10 protein-coding genes are annotated in these 19,802 nt (G+C 63.2%); 5 read left to right on the forward strand and 5 right to left on the reverse strand.

Annotated elements, in window-relative coordinates:
- Positions 1-7: 7 nt before the first annotated feature.
- Positions 8-1,123, forward strand: coding sequence for a class I SAM-dependent methyltransferase (locus LVJ94_21550; protein ID WXB09803.1), 1,116 nt, complete (start codon positions 8-10; stop codon positions 1,121-1,123).
- Here LVJ94_21550 and LVJ94_21555 read toward each other — a convergent pair.
- Complete coding sequence (locus LVJ94_21555; GenBank protein ID WXB09804.1) at positions 1,116-2,708, reverse strand: acyl-CoA dehydrogenase; 1,593 nt, start codon at positions 2,706-2,708, stop codon at positions 1,116-1,118. The genes LVJ94_21550 and LVJ94_21555 overlap by 8 nt on opposite strands.
- Positions 2,709-2,869: 161 nt before the next feature.
- On the opposite strand from LVJ94_21555, the gene LVJ94_21560 reads away from it, so the two are divergent.
- Together LVJ94_21560 and LVJ94_21565 are read left to right on the forward strand one after the other, a co-directional pair.
- Positions 2,870-3,262, forward strand: coding sequence for a hypothetical protein (locus LVJ94_21560; GenBank protein ID WXB09805.1), 393 nt, complete (start codon positions 2,870-2,872; stop codon positions 3,260-3,262).
- Between the two features lie 403 nt (positions 3,263-3,665).
- A complete protein-coding gene (locus tag LVJ94_21565; protein ID WXB09806.1) occupies positions 3,666-5,159 on the forward strand; it encodes a lamin tail domain-containing protein in 1,494 nt (497 codons plus the stop codon).
- A 5-nt stretch (positions 5,160-5,164) separates the two neighbouring features.
- On the opposite strand, the gene LVJ94_21570 is transcribed toward LVJ94_21565, so the two are convergent.
- Positions 5,165-5,725: a hypothetical protein gene (locus LVJ94_21570; protein ID WXB09807.1), complete on the reverse strand. Its 561-nt coding sequence runs from the start codon at positions 5,723-5,725 to the stop codon at positions 5,165-5,167.
- A gap of 957 nt (positions 5,726-6,682) precedes the next feature.
- Between LVJ94_21570 and LVJ94_21575 the strand changes: the two genes are divergently transcribed.
- Together LVJ94_21575 and LVJ94_21580 are read left to right on the forward strand one after the other, a co-directional pair.
- Positions 6,683-6,808: a cittilin family RiPP precursor gene (locus LVJ94_21575; GenBank protein WXB09808.1), complete on the forward strand. Its 126-nt coding sequence runs from the start codon at positions 6,683-6,685 to the stop codon at positions 6,806-6,808.
- Positions 6,809-6,894: 86 nt separating this feature from the next.
- Positions 6,895-8,253, forward strand: a complete 1,359-nt coding sequence (locus LVJ94_21580) for a cytochrome P450 (GenBank protein ID WXB09809.1) — start codon at positions 6,895-6,897, stop codon at positions 8,251-8,253.
- A 233-nt stretch (positions 8,254-8,486) separates the two neighbouring features.
- Here the strand turns inward: LVJ94_21580 and LVJ94_21585 are convergent, their stop codons facing one another.
- The 3 genes from LVJ94_21585 to LVJ94_21595 are packed head-to-tail and all read right to left on the reverse strand — an operon-like array spanning position 8,487 to position 19,657.
- On the reverse strand, positions 8,487-13,802 hold the full coding sequence (locus LVJ94_21585) for an AAA family ATPase (GenBank protein WXB09810.1): 5,316 nt from the start codon (positions 13,800-13,802) through the stop codon (positions 8,487-8,489).
- A 10-nt stretch (positions 13,803-13,812) separates the two neighbouring features.
- Positions 13,813-14,277, reverse strand: coding sequence for a response regulator (locus LVJ94_21590; GenBank protein WXB09811.1), 465 nt, complete (start codon positions 14,275-14,277; stop codon positions 13,813-13,815).
- On the reverse strand, positions 14,261-19,657 hold the full coding sequence (locus LVJ94_21595; GenBank protein WXB09812.1) for an AAA family ATPase: 5,397 nt from the start codon (positions 19,655-19,657) through the stop codon (positions 14,261-14,263). The genes LVJ94_21590 and LVJ94_21595 overlap by 17 nt, the downstream gene beginning before the upstream one ends.
- Positions 19,658-19,802 lie beyond the last annotated feature (145 nt).

Consider the following 19,802-nt stretch of genomic DNA (forward strand, 5'->3'; position numbering starts at 1 on the left):
AAGAGAAATGCGCGAACCGTTGGATCTTCAGGAGTTGTACGGCGAGGCTTTTCTGCGCGGCGTCGCGGAGGGGGCACGCTTGGCCGAACGCGTGGCGAGGCAAGCCTACCAGCGGCACTTCGCACGGGATCGGCGCCCTCTTCGCACCATCCTGGGTGAAGAGCCCGCGGCGGCGACCGGACGCAGCGCGTATCACTTCAAGAAGCGGCTATTCGAGTATCTGATCGACAAAGGCGATCTCCTCCTGCAGGAGGATGGCACGCTCGTCGCGTCTCCGGAGCTGAGCGTGCCGATCGGGGACGAACCCGTGGAAGAGCCGAGTTGCCAGGGCTACCTTCTGCTCACGCAGCTCACCGACGTCGTCGATGCGGTCCTATCGGGCACGGATGGCTTTCAAGCGATCGGACAGAAATACGGCATGGAGGCCGCGCTCGAGCATTGGAGCTCGGCGATGGTCGAGCTGCCGGTGCGGGTACCGGGGATCGCGATGACCGCACGCGCGCTCCTGCAGCGGCTGGAGCGTGGGCCGTGCGTCGTCCTGGAAGGTGGGGCCGGCGTCGGTGCCGTGCTTCGACACGCGCTGTCGATGCCGCGCTTCCGCACCGCTATCACGAATATCGAACAATACTATTTCACGGAGATCAGCCCGCTCCTATTGAACATCGGCAAAAAGTGGCTCCGCGCGAACGCTCCCCCCGAGCTGACACGGCGAATGCGCTTCGAGATCCACGATCTCGATCGGACGGTGCTTCAGGCATTGCCCTATACGCGGGACGAATCCGTCGACGTGATCATCCTCGAGTACGTTCTCTACGACGTCATCGACCTGCACGAGGTGTTGACCACGTTCCGGAGGATGCTGCGGCCGGGTGGACGCCTGATCTTCACGATGGCGCATCGTCAGCGCCCGGCGCTGTTTTTCCCGGCCGAAATACTCCAATCCACGCTTCACAGCTTCTATCGCGCGAAGCTCGATCCGCCTCGGAGGGTCAACTACGGGTACCTGACCCTCGAAGAGTGGCAGCTCTCGCTCCGCGACGCGGGGTTTCAGGAGTATCACGTCTATCCCGAAGCGGAACGCCACCCCGAGCTCCTGTTCGGAGGCATCGTCGCCTTCACGTGAGACGCAACAATGGATCGATCTCTCGCGATTCGCCGGCGAGAGATTGCTCCACCCGCCCGATGTCTCGGCCATAGTGAGAAATCGCCGCCGACAGGTCCGAGGGTGAGGACAGCGCCGACCGAGAAGAACGTCCGCCCAAGGCTCGCGCCATGGCGGTATCCAGCGAGGCGCGTGCCCACTCGAGAATCTGCGGCTGCGTCGTCGCCCGGCGTCGGTTTAGACTTCCGACGAGAAGTGCCCACGCCACGACGTCCCCGGCCAAGGCGCACCGCCAGGAGTACGCCACGCTTCCGGTTGCCGGAACGTGCGGCCCCAACTCGGCAACACGGAGTGCATCCATGCAGCTGGCAACCTTGGCCGCAACCTCGGGACTCGCAAGCTCGTTTCGAAGGAAGCCATAGACCCCGGGCGATCCCGCCAAAAGGCCCCGCGAGCCCAAGAACTCGGCAAGCACCTCCGTGGGGCCCTCGAAGATGCGAAAGACGCGCGCATCCCGAAGGATCTGCGGCGCCAGATTGGCTTCGTCGTACCCGCGTGCGCCAAGCACCTGAATCAAACGATCCGCCGCTTTCCAAAGGAACTCGGAGGACACCATCTTGCACGCAACGAAGGCCTCGAGGGGTACGGCATTGCCGGAATCGAGGAGATCCGCCACGGCGTACAGCAATGCGTCCGCCGCGGCCGTTTTGGCCACCAGCTCGCCCAAACTCATCGAATAAGCGATATTCTCATTGAGTTTGCCGGACCCAATAGGGCGCCGCGTGGCATATCGATTCATGAGTTGCAGACAGCGCTTCATCGCTCCGACCGCACACGCGCCCAAGGCGAAGCGCGTGAGCATCATGGAATCCACGCCCACGCGAAGACCATCGCCAACCTCGCCCAACACCTGCGAACCTTCGACATGAACGTCCCGCAAGTGGACCTTGCTCTGCACCATACCGCGCAACCCCATCGAAAGCAGCTCTTCTCCCAAGACGACGCCGGGTTGCTCGGTTCGAACTGCGAACGCGCCCATTTCGCCTGGGTTACCCTCGTTGTCGCAAACGTGGGCCATCACGGTCATGACACCGGACCATGAACCGTTTCCAATCCACACCTTGTCGCCCGAGAGTTTCCACCCGCCACCGGAGGTTGGAATGGCCTTCGTCGAAATCTTCGTGAAGTCGGAGCCCGCACCGACCTCCGTTTGTGCGTACGCACCGAGCATCCGCCCCCGCGCGAGCTGGGGCAGGACGTCCCCCTTGAACGGTTCGCGGGCAAAGGTGGCAATGGGCCGGATCCCGGGGAAGACGGACGTCGTGAGCCAGGTGCCCAGTCCGAGATCGATGGCCGCCGCCTGTTCGAGAATGCGTGCAATATCCCGATTCCAGAGCGCAAGACCGCCATACTCTTTCTCGACCTGAATGCCCAACAATCCGCGGTTCGCAAAGTCGAGCACGATGTAGGGCGGGATGCATCGCCGCTCGTCGATGAGTCGGGAATTGATCCGCCGCTCGGCATAGCCACGTATCCACCCGATCAAGTCGTCCGCACACGCTGCACTGGTTTCCTTGGAGACGGGCGTATACTGACGCTTGATCATTGCCCAATGCCTCTACGATGGCGGATCGAAATCCTTTGGGTCCGGCAGAATCCAGCCTGCGCGTCGCGAAACCGGCGCACCATGATGCAACGCGCCTTGCCCCTGGCCATTCCAATCCGGCCAAGGGTGGCGCACACGGTCCACGGGGGTATGATGCAACGATGCAGCGTTCGATGGTTGCCTTGCGACTCCTAGGGGCGTGCTGCGCGCTGGCGACGTGCGCGTGCGCCACAGCGCGACATGCCAGCCGGGCGGAGCACGAAAGCGCTGCATCGGCGGAGCTCGCATCACGCCGGGCCGTGGAACTCTCGGATCTCTCCGCTCCGGACGGGCGTTGCCGCGTTCTGGTGGATCGTACCAGTCTGGCATCTCCGTTTGCCGCGCAGCAGCCTTCCGTCGTCATGTTCGATCGCGCCATTGATTTGAGTCGCCTCAACAGTCAGGGCATGCAAGGGCACGTGGAAGCGGGTCCCCTGCCCTCGAACGATGCGTGCGCCAATCTCGACGCAATGGCTGCAAGGCTCGCGGGCATGCGGGCTGCGATGGGCCAATGAACTCGAAATACCACGATTTTCATAAGAGCCGCTTCGATGGCTGATTGGACTCCCGTCGTCGCCCTTGCGATTGGCGCGGTCATTTACTTCGTTCGCCAGAGGCGGATTGCGCAAAAGAATGCACCGCCCAAGTTGCAATTGCGGACGAGTTACCGTGGTCGCGTGGTGGGGGGATCAAACGTGTTGCCAAAGGCGACATTCACATCCACGTTGGCGAAGATCCTTCCTTTTACAAGAAGGCCTAGAAGCTCACGACTCTGGGGCGGCTGATGCATTCGCAACGTTGCGTGTTGCGGCGTGCGACGGCAGCAACCCGGTGCCAGCCCGGAAACACGCAACTTCGCGCAAGGCGCGCTCCTTGCCCACATGTCGGAACGTCGAGTTCCGCACAGGGGAGTTGCCCATGTTTCCATCAAAACATCGCGTGGTCGCGCGCAGTCTCGTATCGCTTTCGCTGTTGATTTCCGCATGTTTTGCCGCGTGCAGCGCCTCACGCACCGGCGAAGTCGAGAGTGCCGGTGCGCCGCAAGCGCGCGCGCTGGTGAACATTCCTACGCGAGGCAACGAAGCATCGTTGGATATCGCGAGTTGGAACATCGAATGGTTTGGACACACCTCGTCGGGCCCCGCCAACGAAGTACTTCAATTAAACAATGCGCGGGACATCATCAAAGGAACCGATTTCGACATGTGGGGCGTCGCCGAAATCGTCGCGCACGCTCAATTCGAAGAGCTCAAATCACAACTTCCAGGCTACTCTGGATTTCTCGCCGACGAAGATTCGGTCGCCAATGGTTCCTCGTATTACGGAGCCAGCGAGCAAAAGGTCGGTTTCATCTACAAGAGCAGCGTTCTTCAGCTCAAGAGCGCCAGGGTGATCCTCACCGCCAACGAGTCGAGCTTCGGGGGGCGCCCGCCATTGGAGGCGACCTTCGAGGTGACACTCAATGGTAATACCGCAGATCTCGTAGCCATCGTCCTGCACGCGAAAGCCGGGGCCGATCGGAATAGCTACGACAGACGCCTCGCGGGCTCGCACGCACTAAAGTCGTATCTCGATGGTACCTATCCCACGCAACGCGTCGTCGTTCTCGGCGACTTCAATGACGATGTGGATACCTCCATCACATCCGGCAGCACCAGTCCCTATGTCAACTTCGTGGGCGACACCGAGCGCTACGACTTCCCGACGAAGGCACTCTCCGATTCGAACACATCGACCACCACCGGATTTTCGGACGCCATCGATCACCACCTTTACACCAACGAGCTACGGGCCCAATACCTCGCGGGCTCCGCGCAGGTATACCGCGTCGACCAATACGTGACGAACTACGCGAACACCACGAGTGACCATTACCCGGTGCTCACGCGCATCGCGTGGGGCTCCCTCGGTACGGACGCGGGTACGGATTCGGGCGGCGGCGGCACGGGAAAAGTGGTCATCAATGAAGTCCTCGCCAACGAACGCGGCTCGGACACCGCCGCCGAGTTCATCGAGCTCGTGAACATTGGGTCCGAGGCGGTCGACTTGAGCGGCTGGACCCTCTCGGACACTGCGAGCGTGCGCCATGTCTTCGCGCGCACCACCACCCTCGGCGCGGGTCGGGCCATCACCGTCTTCGGGGGGCCTTCCGCCATCCCGAGCGGCTCGACGGACGCTGTCGCAGCCTCCGACGGCACCTTGAGCCTCGGCAACGGCGGCGACCGTGTCATCCTCAAAGACGCAACCGGCGCCACGGTCCAAGCCGTCACCTACCCGGCCTCCCTCGCAGGAGCGGACGGCGTCTCGTTCAACCTGTCCCCCGACGGCACCCCGGGAACCTACGCGCTCCACACGACCCTCGCCAGCCGCGCAAGCTCCGCCGGCAAACGCGCCAACGGCACGAGCTGGTGAGGCCTTCAGCGCGAACGACGCGGGCGAGACGCCACCATGAGGAGCAGTGCGCAGGGAATTCCGGCGACGGCGCTGCCTGCAACGACCCCGTGAGGGGTGAAGCCGTCGCCAAGAGCCCCTGCCACGGCAAAGGCCGCTCCCTGGGCGAGCATCAATCCGGCGGTGGCGGTCGCGAGGACTGGTCCCCGCGTTTGCGGGTCGGTCAATTCGAGGACGCGCTGATCGAGCCCCAATCGATGACCGGCACCGAGACCCGAGACGAAGAGCGCAACCGCCGCGATCGGCACGACGGGGGCCATCGCATACACGAGCAAAGGAACCAGCTGCATCAGCCCGAGCGGCAAGATGGCGGCGACCCGCGCGCGTTCGCCGAGCGCGCGACCCGCCCAGAGTTCGCCCACGACCGAGCCGGCCGGCAATGCCGCAAGAAGCACACCGACATCCCATCCCGTTCCGTTCATCTGCCGCGCATAGGGAACCGCCAGGGCCTCGGGCACCACACAGAGGACCGGGAGCAACCATCCCAACAGGAGCAACGCTCGCAGCTCCGGTGTGCGAAGAGCCACCCCTAACGCAAAAGTCGATTGAACGTGGCAGATCGACGATTGCCTCGCAGTCGAGCAGCGGCAGCGGGACAACCCCGGCGGGGCCGGCGCCTTAGTCCGTCTCCAAGGAGAGGATCGCCAGGCAGAGTGGCGACCCTGGCGTTCAACCCTGACACGTCGCGCCGGTTCCGCCGGTTTCCTCTCGCTGCCGCGGTCCCAGCACCAGGCAGGTTCGAGCCTGACACATTCAATCGACCGTTGCCTTACGCCGCGATGGATCGCCGGCGATGCGGCCGGGCGACGCGCCGCGGGCACCTGGGCGACCGGCAATCCGCGACACAAGATGATGGCCGAGAGCAAGAACGTCGCGGCATCGAAGAGCAGAATGGTACCGCTGGACCATTGCGTCAGAAGAAAGCCGCCAAAGGCATAGCTCGCGATCTGCGCCGAGTTCGAAGACATTCGCAGTATCGAATGCGCCAATGGATAAACCCCGGGAGGCACGAGATCCGGAAGGCTCGCAGCGCGTGTCACCGCAAACAGCGATCCGAACGTGCCCGCGACGAATGTCGCGGCGAGCAGCATCGCGACAGGGAGCTCCGGCACGACCATGCCCGCGATCAGGGCCCCTGCCAGGAGCTCGCACCCGATCAACGTGCGTCGGGCCGGTAGACGGCATCGAGACCACAGTGCACCCGCCAGGGCGTGGGGCAACAGTCCAAGGCCGAACGTGAGCGCGGAGAGAAAAGACGAGCCCGTGCGCTCGTGGATTCTCACGGAGAGGGCCACTTGGGCAATGAGTGTACCGGACAACGAAATAACGTGAGCAACGAAAACCGCTCGAAATGATGCGACGCGTAGGGCATCCAGCCAACTTGCAGCTCGTTTTGGGACTTCGCGCGCCATAATCATCATTTGATCCACCGTTCGAAAATAGCTCAATCTCTTTTCGTATTAACGATCAACGCGCTTTGCATCATGAAGCGCGCGACACCTAAAATCCTCAAGGAGTCATACATGATCCGCAAAATCGTTCTCGTTGCCGCGGTGCTCACTGGTCATGCGCGCAAGGACCGCCTCACGCTGCCGTACATGTACTATTGAGATGACCTGTCGCTGAAACCGTAAACCCGGTCGCCTCTCTCCCATTCGAGGGGCTTCCTACGCTCCGGGAAAGAGGCAACCGGCCTATGAACAACGCCACCGATACCGTTGAAAAGCTTTCCATTCCTGGGCCCACCGGGCGCCGGGTGCTCGGTAATCTCTTCGATTTTTCGTCCGACCCGCTGACATTTCTCACGCACGCGGCGCGAGAACATGGCGATGTCGTCGCCATCGGCTCGCACAACGTGCTGCTCACCCACCCACGCGACATTGAAAATATGCTCGTCGACCGCGAGGGCCGCTTTTCGAAGGCGAGGGTGCCGGGCAGCAGCGAGGGCCGTCGTGGCCAGGGCTTTCCCCACGCCATGATGAACAGCGACGGAGACGACTGGCGCACCAAACGCGACCGTCTGCAACCGTCCTTTTCGCGCCATATGACCACGACCGCCGCCGAGGTGGTGCGGGTCGAGGCCGAACGGACGCTGAATGGCTGGGCATTGGGGAGCGTGCAGGATCTGCAAGAGCACGTGGCTCGGCTTACCTTGCGCGTGGTCACGCGGCTTCTGTTCGGGGAGTCCTTTTCGTCTTCCGACGTGGAGATTGTCGCGAAGTTGGTCGCCGCCGTGATGGATTTGGCCACCACCCCCATCATTTTGCCCGAGTGGGTGCCGACGCCGAAGGTCGTGCGCATCCGCCGCTCACTGCGGCAGCTCGACGAAGTCCTGGCCCGGGTCGCCACATCGCCACTCGCGCGCGATCGCGAGCGGGCTCCCGTACTTCACGCGCTGATGAGCGCAACGCCCAAGCTCTCCAGTGCGGAGCTGCGGGACGAATTCGCCACGCTGGTGATGGCCGGATACGAGACCACCAACGACGCCGTCGTTTGGGCATCCTATCTGCTCGCACAACATCCAAACGCCGCCCAGCGCGTCGCGGAAGAAGCCGACGCGGCGACGCAGAAGAAGGCGCCGAGCGTCGAACGAATGGAATCGCTCCGGTACACGCACGCCGTGCTGAAGGAGGCGATGCGTCTGTATTCTCCGGTCTGGATCACCAGCCGCGATTGCCTTTGCGATGTCGAATACGCAGGCCATCGCATCCCCCGAGGGACCACCGTCACGGTGAGCCAATGGGTCACCCATCGCGATCCGCGCTTCTTTTCGGATGCCCATCGATTCGTCCCCGAAAGGTGGCTCGATTCGTCGAATCCACCGATTCGTGGCTCGTATTTCCCGTTTGGGCTGGGTCCACGCGCCTGCATCGGCGCCGCCGTCGCGACCACCGAAGCGGTGATCCTCCTCGCGGAGATCAACCGCCGCTTTCGACTCGAGCTCGTCGACCCGTCCGCCGTTCGCCCGCGCCCGGTGATTGCGCTGCAGCCGGTGGGGGTTCGGGTGCGCGTGCGCCGCCGGGAAACCATCCCGGCGCCGAGCCAGCCCGCCTAACGCAAAAGTCGATTGATTATGGCGGACTCGCGCGTCGCTAGCTGGCGAGCAGCGGCAGCGGGACACTCCCGGCGAGACCGGCGCCTTAGTCCGTGCCCAGCGCCAGGATCGCCAAGATATGGCGATCCCGATTTTCTGAACCACACATCGCTCCGGGCTCGCCGGTTTTGTTCCGCTGCCGCGGTTCATGGATCAGGTCATGTGATACCTGACACATTCAATCGACCGTTGCCTTAGACGCAAGGGAGTCGGACGAAGAACGTCGACCCCTGTCCGGGCGAGCTCTCGACCGAGATCTTGCCGCGGTGCAGGTGCACGATTTCTCGGCAGATCGCCAACCCCAGTCCAGCGCCGCCCACGTGACGCGTGTTCGTTCCATCGACTTGATAAAAGCTCTGGAAGATCTTTTCCTGCTCCGACACGGCAATACCTATCCCCTCGTCGCCAACGCGGAAAACCACGAAGCCATGCTCCTTGGAGACCCCGACCTCGACCGTGCCCCCTTCGTGGGAAAACTTGATGGCATTGTCGACGAGATTGATGAGCACCTGCTGCAGCCTGCCCGGATCGGCTTCGAGCTTGGCCGCGCTCCCGTCCGCGCGGCATCGGACGACGATGTGCCGCGCTTCGCCAAGCCCACGCATCTTGTCGACCACTTGGCGCACGGCGTCCTGCGCATCGACTTCCGTCGGCTCGATGCGCATGCGCGCGGCATCGAGGCGGCTCATATCCAGCAGATCTTCGACGAGGCCAACGAGTTGCTCGCCGTTGGTGCGAACGACGCCGAGATATCCAATCGCGTCCGCACAGTGTCCGCGATACAGGCACACCTTCTGCTTGGAAAGGAGCCCGACCGCACCGCAGCGTGGGCAACGCTCGGGTAACCAAGTCACCTCGCCGGATTCCGAAGGTGTGGAGACGACGAGGGACTCGCAGGAGGAGCAGGCCCAGGCGGCGTGTTCGGAAAGGCGGACGGCGAGGCCGTTGGGGATATTGACGATGGCGTTGAGGGGCGTGCGGAGCTCGTGGGACGTATTGGCGAGAAATTGCGTTTTGAGGCGAGCGCTCTCGCGCGCCGCGTCGAGTGCGACACTGAGCTTCTCGTTGTTGTCTTTCAGTGCAGAGTACAAGCGAGCGTTGTCCAGGGAGATCGCGGCTTGGGAAGCGAGGACGGAAAGGATAAGGACGCGAGCGACGGTGAAGGCGTTGGTCGTCTGGTTGTTTTCCAAATAGAGAACGCCGATGAGGCTTCCGCCGCGGATGACGGGAACGCAGAGCGCGGACTTGGGGGCCCGGCGCTGCAGGATCTCGTCGCGCCCGAACATGGGGTCGGAGATCGCGTCGTGCAGGACGCGGGACTCGCCCGTTCTCGCGACGAACCGGACGACGGCCGGCACGACGTCAGGGCATTCGTCGAGGGGTACGGATCGGATCTCGGCTCGCTCGAAGGCGCGTGCACGAGCAACGGCGCGCAGATCTCCGCCGTTGGCGAGCACCAGGACCGCCGTCTCGGCGCCCGCCGACGCGAGGCACATTTCGAGAAGCACGCCGAAGACCCGATCGAGTTCCACCTCGCTGGAAATGGCCTGAGAAGCCTTGAAGATCGCCGTGAGATCGAGCGACTCGCCCAGCTTGTCGGAGCTACTCCACGTCGTCACCGACGGTTGGCTTTCCATGGGCCGCGGCGCGACCGACGGACCCCGCGGGCACATGCCATCGAGCTGCGACACTTTGCGCTCCGCGCCCCAGGCGCGGTACGCGTCACGCGCTTTGGCGATGTAGGGCAGGCCCATCTCACGCCGGCCGGAGTCGATCAGAAGCTTGCCCGCGAGCTCCGACGCGAGCGCGAGATACTGGCGAAAGCCCTCGTCGTTCGCGGCGCGGCTCGCATCGTCGAGCAGGGTGAGCGCGCGCCATGAATCGCCCGCGGCACGCGCCACGGCGCCCTCGAGGATCCCATGCATGTGCCGGAAGTTGGCCGGGCACGATCCGGCCCAACGGGCGAGCTTCGCGCGGCATGCCTCGAGCCGTGCCGTGGAGACGGCATCGTCCGCGCCCGTGTCGACCAGGCAGAGGCCGAAGAAGAGCTCGTGCGCGGCACTCGTGATGAGACCCCGCACGAAGGTCAGCATCTCCTCCGCCTTTCGGCACCACGCGATGGCCTGCTCGACGTGGCCATGGATGTACAGCGCTTGTGCGAGACCGACGTACAGAATGACGATTTGGTTCTTTTGCGACTCGTTCTGTTTCAACCACGACGGTACGTCGACGTCGCCGAGGGTGAACGTCGTCTCCGAGGCGGTCTCCCCGAGCAGGTTGACGACCGGAAACTGGACGGCCTCGGTCAACGCGATGGCGATAGCGTTTCGCGTCTGCTTGATGAAGCGCAAGGCCTCGCCGATCTCCCGATTGAACTTCTCGAGTGGCTCGCCCAGATGAAACGTCAACTCGATCTTGAACTGCAGATTGTAACACGCCCATTGCAGGTCTCCACCATCGAGCCCGCAACGGTAACCCTCGTCGAAGATCGGCAGGCTCGCCTGAAGGTGGTTCACCCACGGCAAGACGAATGCACCGAACATGACCGCGTCCTTGCAGGTCTCCGCAAGTCCGTGGAGCCTCCGGCCGAGTTCCCAGCCGAGCATGCCGTATTCGTAGGCGGTGCGGTAGTCGCCCGGCCCGTAGGCGAGGAATGAGGCGAATCCCGTGTAGGCATTGGCCGATTTCGGACAATTGCCGTAGGTGATCGACAATCTGGCCAACGTCGCCGTGAGCAGCGGATGGAGCGGCTGCCTCGCCGTGTACACGCTCGGGAGCATGCCGACGAGCAAGGGCAAGGCCGCGATGATCGTAGGGTTGGTCATCTGCGGCAGGTCGATGAGCGACCGAATCGGCCTCCCGCCAACCCGGCGTTCGATCTCGGCCATCTCCGCGGCGAGCGCCGCAGCGAGATCGCCTCGCTCATCCACGTCGATGCCGAGCGCCCGCAAGCCGATCTGGCCCCAGCGAATGACATCTTCGTGCTTCATTTCGAGCGTGTACTGCCAGACGAGGAGCTTGCAAACCTCCGCCCGTTCGATGGGGGTGCGGGCGCGATTCATCAGGTCGAGGCTGATGTTCTCGGAGATCTCGAAGTGGCCGAGCAGGTATTCGATCTCGGCCAGCTCGAGGCGCATGCTCATGTTGGCCTCGTGCTCTTGCTCCCAACCGTCGACGCAGCCGAGCCCAGATTGGTAATAGGCGCCTGCGGCCGCGTAAGCATTGGCGTGCTTGGCGCGACGCCCGGCCAAGAGATTGAGGTGCGCGAGGGTGCCGCGCTCGGCGGGGGTGAGGAGCTCGCGCGCGGTGTTCAAATGGTCGGCGATGGCGAAGATGCCATCTTCGTCGGCCCCGGCGCGTTCGAGCAAACGTCGCCCGATGCGCACGTGCGACTGCTTGCGCGCTTCCACCTCCTCCGAGTCGTAGGCGGCCTGCTGGACACGGTCGTGCAGGAAGCGGAATTGACGGTGGACGAGCGAGGGGGCGGCATCGCCCGCGGTGCTCTCGAGGCCGGAGGTCGGCAGAACGAAGCCAGCGTGGAGAGCGGGCAAGAGCTTGGCGTAGGTGGCCTCCTCGGTTGCGTCGCAAATCCAGGCCAGGGTCGGGAGGTCGAACTGATTGCCGATGCAGGCCGCCAGATGGCAGGTGCGAAGGCAATCGGGCGAAAGCGAGGAAAGGCGTCGTGCCAGGAGATTGGCGACGTTCTCGGTCACGCTCCGCTCGCGAATGGCCGCGGGTGTCCAGGTGAAATGGCGTGCACTGGAATCGAAGGAGAGCACGCCGTCGGCGTGGAGGGCCCGGAGGAACTGATTGACGAAGAAGGGATTGCCATCGGTTTTCTGCCGCAGCAGCTCGACGAGGGGCGCGACATCGTCTTTGCTGCGATGAAGGGCATCGGCGCAGAGCTCGGCCATGTCGGCAGGCTCGATGGGGCCGAGTGAGACGTCCTCGAAGACGAGTTGCTGCGCTCTCCTGTTTTCGATGAATGCCTTGAGGGGATGGGCCGGGCCAACCTCGTTGTCGCGGTAGGTGCCGATGACCAAGAGATTGCGGCGCCCCTCGGCGGGCACGAACATCTCGAGAAGGCGGAGCGAAGCGGAATCGATCCACTGGAGGTCGTCGATGAAGAGCACGATCGGGTGCTCGGGTTGGCAGAGCACATCGAGAAATTTGCCAAAAACGAGGTTGAAGCGATTCTGCGTCTCGATGGTACCGAGCTTCGGCATTTCGGGCTGCGGCCCGAGGAGTCGTTCGAGATCGGGGATGACGTCGAAGAGCGCACGCGCCTTGTCGCCGAGCGCCCCGAGGATCTCACTCCGCCATTTGGCCAAGTGTTGTTCTGCCTCGCACAGGAGCTGCTGAACGAATTCGTGGAACGCTTCGGTGATGGCCGCATACGGGACGCTGCGACGAAGTTGATCGAATTTCCCCGAAATGAAATATCCGTGGCGGCGGGTAACCGGCACGTGAAGCTCTCGGATGAGCGAGGTTTTCCCGATACCCGAATAACCCGACACGAGCACGAGCTCGCACGGGCCATCCACCGTGCGCTCGAACGCGGCGACCAGGCGCGCGCTCTCCCGGGCGCGTCCATAGAGCTTTTGCGGGATGCAGAAGGCCTGGAGAACGTCATCTTCTCCCAGCGAGAGACACGCCGCGCGGTTCGCGAGGCCGATCGCGAGGCAGCGCTCGAGATCCGCTTTGACGCCCATGGCACTTTGGTATCGGTCCTCGGGGTTCTTCTCGAGCAACTTCATGACGACGTCGGAAACGGACCGCGGAATGTTCGAATCGACTTGGACCGGCGGCATGGGACGTCGCGCCAAGTGTGCGTGCACCCATTCGAGCGCGTCGTTGCACGTGAACGGGGGGCGCCGCGTCAGGAGCTGATACAGCGTCACCCCCAGCGAATACAAATCGGTCCGATGATCGATCGCCCGATTCATGCGCCCGGTCTGCTCGGGCGAAATATAGGCAAGTGTAAATTCGCGCCGGAGGGTGCCCTGCTGGCTTGCATCGCTGGAGACCGGCGCGCTGAGCGTGGTGCTGGCCCCAAAGTCGATGAGCTTCGCCCGTTCCGATCTGTGGCAATAGACGATGTTGGCCGGCTTGACGTCGTTATGAACGATTTGGGCGCCATGGATCGTATCGAGCGCCGTGCAGATTTGGGCTGCGATTCGAAGGGTCTGCTCGATGGAGAACGCCTCCTGGGTTGCAAGCTTGTCGAGGGACGTGGCGCCGAAATCTTCGAGCACCAGAAAGGTGGTTCCCTCGTCCGTGCGGAGCCCGTGAGCTCGAATGACGAACGACGAGCGAAGGCGCCGAACCGTTTCGAATTCGTGACGGTAGCGCGCACGGTCTTCGCGGCACGCGCTCGCCCCTTGCAGGACCTTTAGGACGACCGTTTCGGATTCGATGGTCCCCCTTGCCGCGGGGCGCGCGCGACAAACGACGGAGCGTGCGCTCTCGGAAAGCACCGCTTCGATCGTGAATCCTGCGAGGGAGCCCATCGTTCGATGCCTAACCGAGACGGGACAGTGCCCGGTGGGTCAAGTAGCGGGCCATGGCGTTGGAGAGCTTGATGAAGTCGACCGGCTTGATGACGATGTCGGCCCCTCCGGCGCGAAACAATTCGTCGGACGGATACAGACGACCGTAGGCGGTGAGAAAGATGACCGGCGTCGCAAGAACCGGTACGTCGAGTGTGTACCCAGGGAGACCGGCGCGATCGAGGGTGCCACGTATCAACTTCACCAGCCCGACGCCATCGAGGTGCGAGCGTTTCAACTGGATGTCCATCAGGATCATGTCGAGGCGCTCGCCTTCGCGTTTCAGGCACGTGCACGCCTGCTCGTCATTTTCAGCCTCGAGCAGTTCATAGTGATCCTCGAGAAGCAGTCGAGCCGCCGCGAGGTTGCCCGCATCATCGTCCACGTAGAGCACGAGTGGTCGCGGCGCGGGCATGCTTTCAGGGACGTCGGGCACGCTGGGCCTCCTCGATGCAAGGGAGTCGGACGAAGAAGGTCGACCCCTGTCCGGGCGAGCTCTCGACCCATATCTTGCCGTGATGGAGGTGCACGATTTCCCGGCAGATCGCCAACCCCAGTCCAGCGCCGCCCGCGTGACGCGTGTTCGTTCCATCGACTTGGTAAAAGCTCTGGAAGATCTTCTCCTGCTCCGACGCGGCGATACCTATCCCCTCGTCGCGAACGCGGAAGACCACGAAGCCATGCTCCTTGGAGACCCCGACCTCGACCGTGCTCCCTTCGCGGGAAAACTTGATGGCATTGTCCACCAGGTTGATGAGCACCTGCTGCAGCCTGCCCGGATCGGCTTCGAGCATGGACGCGCTCCCGTCCGCGCTGCGTCGAACGACGATGTGCCGCGCTTCGCCAAGCCCGCGCATCTTGTCGACCACCTGGCGTACGGCGTCTTGCGCATCGACTTCCGTCGGCTCGATGCGCATGCGCGCGGCATCGAGGCGGCTCATGTCCAGCAGATCTTCCACGAGGCCAATGAGTTGCTCGCCGTTGGTGCGAACGACACGGAGATATCCGATGGCGTCCGCCCATTGTCCGCGATACAGGCACACCTTCTGCTTGGAAAAGGCTGCGACGGCGCCGCACCGGGGGCAATGATCCGGTGACCAATTCGCGTCGCCCGAGCCCGACGCGGCCTCACCCATGGGAAGAGCTCGTGCAATGAGGAGCTGGTGGCACGAGGAGCACGTCCACGCGACCCGCTCGGAGAGGCGGGCCGCGAGGCCGTTGGGGATGTTGACGATGGCGTTGAGCGGCGTACGGAGCTCGTGCGACGTGTTGGCGAGAAACTCGGTTTTGAGGCGAGCGCTCTCCCGCGCCGCGTCGAGTGCGACGGTGAGCTTCTCGTTGTTGTCTTTCAGTGCAGAATACAAGCGGGCGTTGTCCAGGGAGATGGCGGCCTGGGAAGCGAGGACGGTGAGCACCCGGACTCGAGCCACCGTGAAGGCGTCGGTGGTCTGGTTGTTCTCCAAATAAAGGACGCCGATCAGACCGCCACCGCGCATGATGGGGACGCACAGAATGGACTTGGGGACGCGCCGCTGGACGATCTCGTCGCGTCCGAACATGGGGTCGGAGATCGCGTCGTGGAGCACGCGAGGCTCGCCCGTTCTCGCGACGAAATGGACAACGGCGGGGACCAGGTCGGAGCACTCCTCGAGCGGGATGGCTCGAACCTCGGCTTGCTCGAACGCGCGGGCGCGGGCGACGACCCGAAGCTCCAGGTCTCCGGAGGAAACGCTGGCCCGCTCCTCGGCGAGCATTAAGACGGCGGCTTCGGCGCCGGCGGCCGCGAGGCACATTTCGAGAAGCACGCCGAAGACGCGATCGAGCTCCATTTCGCTGGAAATCGTCTGGGAAGCCTTGAAAATCGCCGCGAGATCGATCGACTCGGAGAGGTTTCCCGAGCTACTCCACTCCGCCGAGGGCGCGGAGGGACGGCTATCTTTCGGCCGAGGTATCGACACTTGTGCATACATGCGATCGAGTTGTGCCACTTTGCGCGTGGCGCCCCAGGCCTGGTAGGCCTCGCGCGCCTCGGTGATGTAGGGGAGGCCCATCTCGCGCCGGCCGGACTCGATCAGGAGCTTGCCCGCGAGCTCGGATGCGAGCGCGGCGTACTGCCGAAAGCCTTGCCGGCTCGCCGCGCGGCTCGCATCGTCGAGCAAGGTGAGCGCGCGCCATGAATCGCCGGCCACGCGCGCCAGGGCGGCCTCGAGGATCCAGTGCATGTGCCGAAAGTTGGCCGGGCATGTCTCGGCCCAGCGCGAAAGCCTTTGCCGGCACTGCTCGATGGCCTCCGCACCTTCCCCGGCGGCCCCGACATCGAGCCATGCGAGCGCATGGAAGAGCGCGTGCGGGGCGTTTTGAACGAGGCCCCGCATGTAGGGCAGATTTTCCTCGGCCTTCCGGCACCATTCGAGGGCGCGCGGGACATCACCATGAATGTACAGCGCCTGCGCTATTTCGATATGGAGAATCGTAACTTGGGTCCCCTGCCCTTCGTTCTTCTTCAACCACGACGTGACATCGACGTCGCCGAGCGAGAAGACGCTCTCGCCCGAGGTTTTGCCGAGAAGATTGAGAACCCGGAACTGAATGGCTTCGAGAAAGCTGCGCGCCACGTCGTTGCGTGTTTGGACCGAAAAGCGCAAAGCTTCGCCAATTTCTCGATTGACCTCCGCGAGCGGTTCCCCGAGATGAAGAAGATTGATGGCCCGGAACATCAGATTGTACCCGGCCCATTGCAATTCGCCAGCATCGAGCCCGCAGCGATACCCTTCGTCGAAGAAAGGCAGGCTCGCTTGAAGGTGCTCCATCCACGGCGAGAGAAATGCCCCCATGTGCGTGCCGTCTTTGCACGTGTGCGAGCGCTCGCCGTGTTTTTCGCTGAGTCGCCAGCCGAGCATGCCATACTCGTAGCCCGCGCGGTAAGCATCGCATCGTGAACTCAGGAAAATGCCGAACATGGCATATGCGGTCGACGACTCCGGGCAGTTCCCATGAGTGATCGACAGATTGGCGAGTTTGGCGGCCAGAACTCCGTCGAGCTCTTGGTTCGTCATGTACGAACTCGGGAGCATGCCCACGAGCAGTCGCATCGCAACGAGAATCGCGGGTTCCGTCATTTCCGGCAGATCGATGAGAGAGGCAATGGGGCGCCCGGCCCTGCCGCGTTCGATTCCCGTCAATTCGATGTCGAGTGCCGCGTCCAGATCCCCATCTTCGTCGATGTCGATGCCGAGCGCGCGCAATCCAGTGCAGCCCCATCGGAGAACGTCTCGATGCTTCGTTTCGAGTGTATAGAGCCACAAAAGCAATTTGCAAACTTCGGCACGTTCGATCGGCGTGCGCGCGCGATCCATGAGCTCGAGGCTGATCTTTTCGGAGAGCTCGAAGTGGCCAAGTAGGTATTCGATCTCCGCCAACTCGAGGCGCATGCTCATGTTGGCCTCGTGCTCTCGTTCCCAGGGGCCAACGCATGCAAAGCCCGCTTGGTAATAAGCACTCGCCGCAGCATAGGCATTGGCGCGCTTCGCGTGCTGCCCGGCCAACGAATTGAGATGCGCGAGCGTGGGTCGCTCGGCGGGGGTGACGAGCTCCCGGGCCGCGTTCAGATGGTCGGCGATGGCGAAGATGTGCTCCTCGCCGGCCCCGGCGTGCTCGAGCAACCGGCGACCGATGCGCAGATGCGATTGCTTTCGGGCTTCGACGTCCTCGGCATCGTAAGCGGCCTGCTGGACGCGGTCGTGCAAGAAGCGAAATTGGCGGTGCACGAGTACGGGAGTGGTATCGCCCGTGGTGGTTTCGAGACCGGAGGTCGGGAGAACGAAGCCGTCGTGGAGCGCCGGCAGGAGCTTGGCGTACGCAGCCTCCTCGGATGCATCGCAAATCCAGGCCAGCGTCTTGATGTCGAACTGATTGCCAATGCAGGCGGCGAGGTGCACGGTACGAAGGCACTCGGGCGAAAGGGAGCAGAGACGACGGGCCAACAGATCGGCGACGTTCTCGGTGACGTTGCGCTCGAGAATGGCCTCGGCTGTCCAGGTGAAATGGCGTGCCGACGCATCGAATGTGAGCACGCCGTCGGCGTGGAGAGCGCGGAGGAACTGATTGACGAAGAAGGGATTGCCATCGGTTTTCTGCCGCAGCAGCTCGACGAGGGGCTCGACGTCGTCCTTGCTGCGATGGAACACGTCGGCGCAAAGCGCGCCCATGTCGGCCGGCTCGAGGGGACCGAGTGCGATGTCCTCCAAAACGAGTTGTGCGGCCCTTCTGCCGTCGATGAACCCCTTGAGCGGATGGGCAGGGCCGACCTCGTTGTTGCGATAGGCACCGATGACCAAGAGATTGCGCCGCTCGCCCGCGGCCACGAGCATCTCGAGAAGGTGGAGCGACGCAGAGTCGATCCAGTGGAGGTCGTCGATGAAGAGCACGAGCGGATGCTCGGGCCGGCAAAGCACGTCGAGAAGGCTGCCAAAAACGAGGTCGAAGCGATTTTGCGTCTCGATGGTGCCGAGCTTCGGCACCTCCGGTTGCGGGCCGAGCAGCCGTTCGAGATCGGGAATGACGTCGAAGAGCGCGCGCGCCTTGTTGCCGAGGGCGCCGAGGATCTCGCTGCGCCACCTCGTGAGGCTCTGTTGCGGTTCGCACAGGAGCTGCTGGACCAGCTCATGGAACGCCTCGGAAATGGCCGCATACGGAACACTGCGGCGGAGCTGATCGAATTTTCCCGAGATGAGGTAGCCGCGGCGGCGGCCGACGGGTACGTGAAGCTCGCGGATGAGCGACGTTTTTCCGATTCCCGAATAACCTGAAACGAGGACCAACTCACACGGCCCATCCACCGTACGCTCGAACGCAGCCACCAGCCGCGCAATCTCCCATTCGCGCCCATACAGCTTTTGCGGGATGGAGAAGGCGTCGAGAATGTCGTCCTCCCCCAACGGAAAACACTGCTCGCGGTTCGTGAGCCCGATGGCGATGCAGCGCTCGAGGTCCGCCTTGACGCCGATGGCGCTCTGGTATCGGTCCTCGGGATTCTTCTCGAGCAACTTCATGACGACCTCGGAAACGGCCCGCGGAATGGTCGGGTCGACGTCGGCCGGAGGCTTTGGGCGTCGCGCCAGGTGGGCATGCACCCATTCGAGCGCATCGCTGCCGAGGAACGGGACGCGGTGGGTCAAGAGCTCGTACAGCGTCACCCCCAGTGAATACAAATCGGTCCGGTGATCGATGGCCCGATTCATACACCCCGTCTGCTCGGGCGAAATATAGGCAAGCGTGAACTCACGCTCCAGCGGGACCTGCTGGTTCGCATCGCTGGAGACGGGTGTGGTGAGCGTCGTGCTGGCTCCGAAGTCGATGAGTTTGGCCTCGCCCGACTGGGGGCAGAATACGATGTTGGCCGGCTTGACGTCGTTGTGAACGATTTGGGCGCCATGGATCGCATCGAGCGCCGAGCAGACTTGGGCGACGATTCGAAGCGTCTGCTCGAGGGAGAACGCCCGCTCGGCTGCAAGTTTGTCGAGGGACGTGGCGCCGAAATCTTCGAGCACGAGAAAGGTCGTCCCTTCGTCGGTGCGAAGCTCGTGCGCTCGTATGACGGAAGAGGAGCGAACGCGCCGAACCGTTTCGAATTCGTGGCGGTAGCGCGCACGGTCTTCGCGGCGCGCACTCGTTCCTTGCAGCACCTTCAGGACGACCGTTCCGGATTCCGAGGCGCTCGTTGCTGCACGGCGCGCACGATAAACGACGGAGCGCGTGCTCGCGGAGATCGTCGCCTCGATCGTGAATCCTTCCACCATCTCTCCCCCGAGCTCCATGGTGGCATGAGATGCGTTTCAAACCCAGCCATGCCGTCGCACAGTGTTTCGAGCGACCGCTGGCCCCGGACAAAACGTTTCAACCGAGGCGATCTCGTGTGCGGTGGCGCCAAAATTGAACACCCACTTTCGACAACACACGGCG

The organism is Sorangiineae bacterium MSr11367 (assembly GCA_037157805.1).
In the GTDB taxonomy this organism is placed as follows: Bacteria; Myxococcota_A; Polyangia; order Polyangiales; family Polyangiaceae; genus Pendulispora; species Pendulispora rubella.

Coding starts and splice junctions, on each gene's coding strand:
- LVJ94_21550 (WXB09803.1), top strand. CDS start 8: ATGCGCGAACCGTTGGATCTTCAGGAGTTGTACGGCGAGGCTTTTCTG.
- LVJ94_21565 (WXB09806.1), top strand. CDS start 3,666: ATGTTTCCATCAAAACATCGCGTGGTCGCGCGCAGTCTCGTATCGCTT.
- LVJ94_21575 (WXB09808.1), top strand. CDS start 6,683: ATGAAGCGCGCGACACCTAAAATCCTCAAGGAGTCATACATGATCCGC.
- LVJ94_21555 (WXB09804.1), bottom strand. CDS start 2,708: ATGATCAAGCGTCAGTATACGCCCGTCTCCAAGGAAACCAGTGCAGCG.
- LVJ94_21595 (WXB09812.1), bottom strand. CDS start 19,657: ATGGAGCTCGGGGGAGAGATGGTGGAAGGATTCACGATCGAGGCGACG.
- LVJ94_21580 (WXB09809.1), top strand. CDS start 6,895: ATGAACAACGCCACCGATACCGTTGAAAAGCTTTCCATTCCTGGGCCC.
- LVJ94_21560 (WXB09805.1), top strand. CDS start 2,870: ATGCAGCGTTCGATGGTTGCCTTGCGACTCCTAGGGGCGTGCTGCGCG.
- LVJ94_21585 (WXB09810.1), bottom strand. CDS start 13,802: ATGGGCTCCCTCGCAGGATTCACGATCGAAGCGGTGCTTTCCGAGAGC.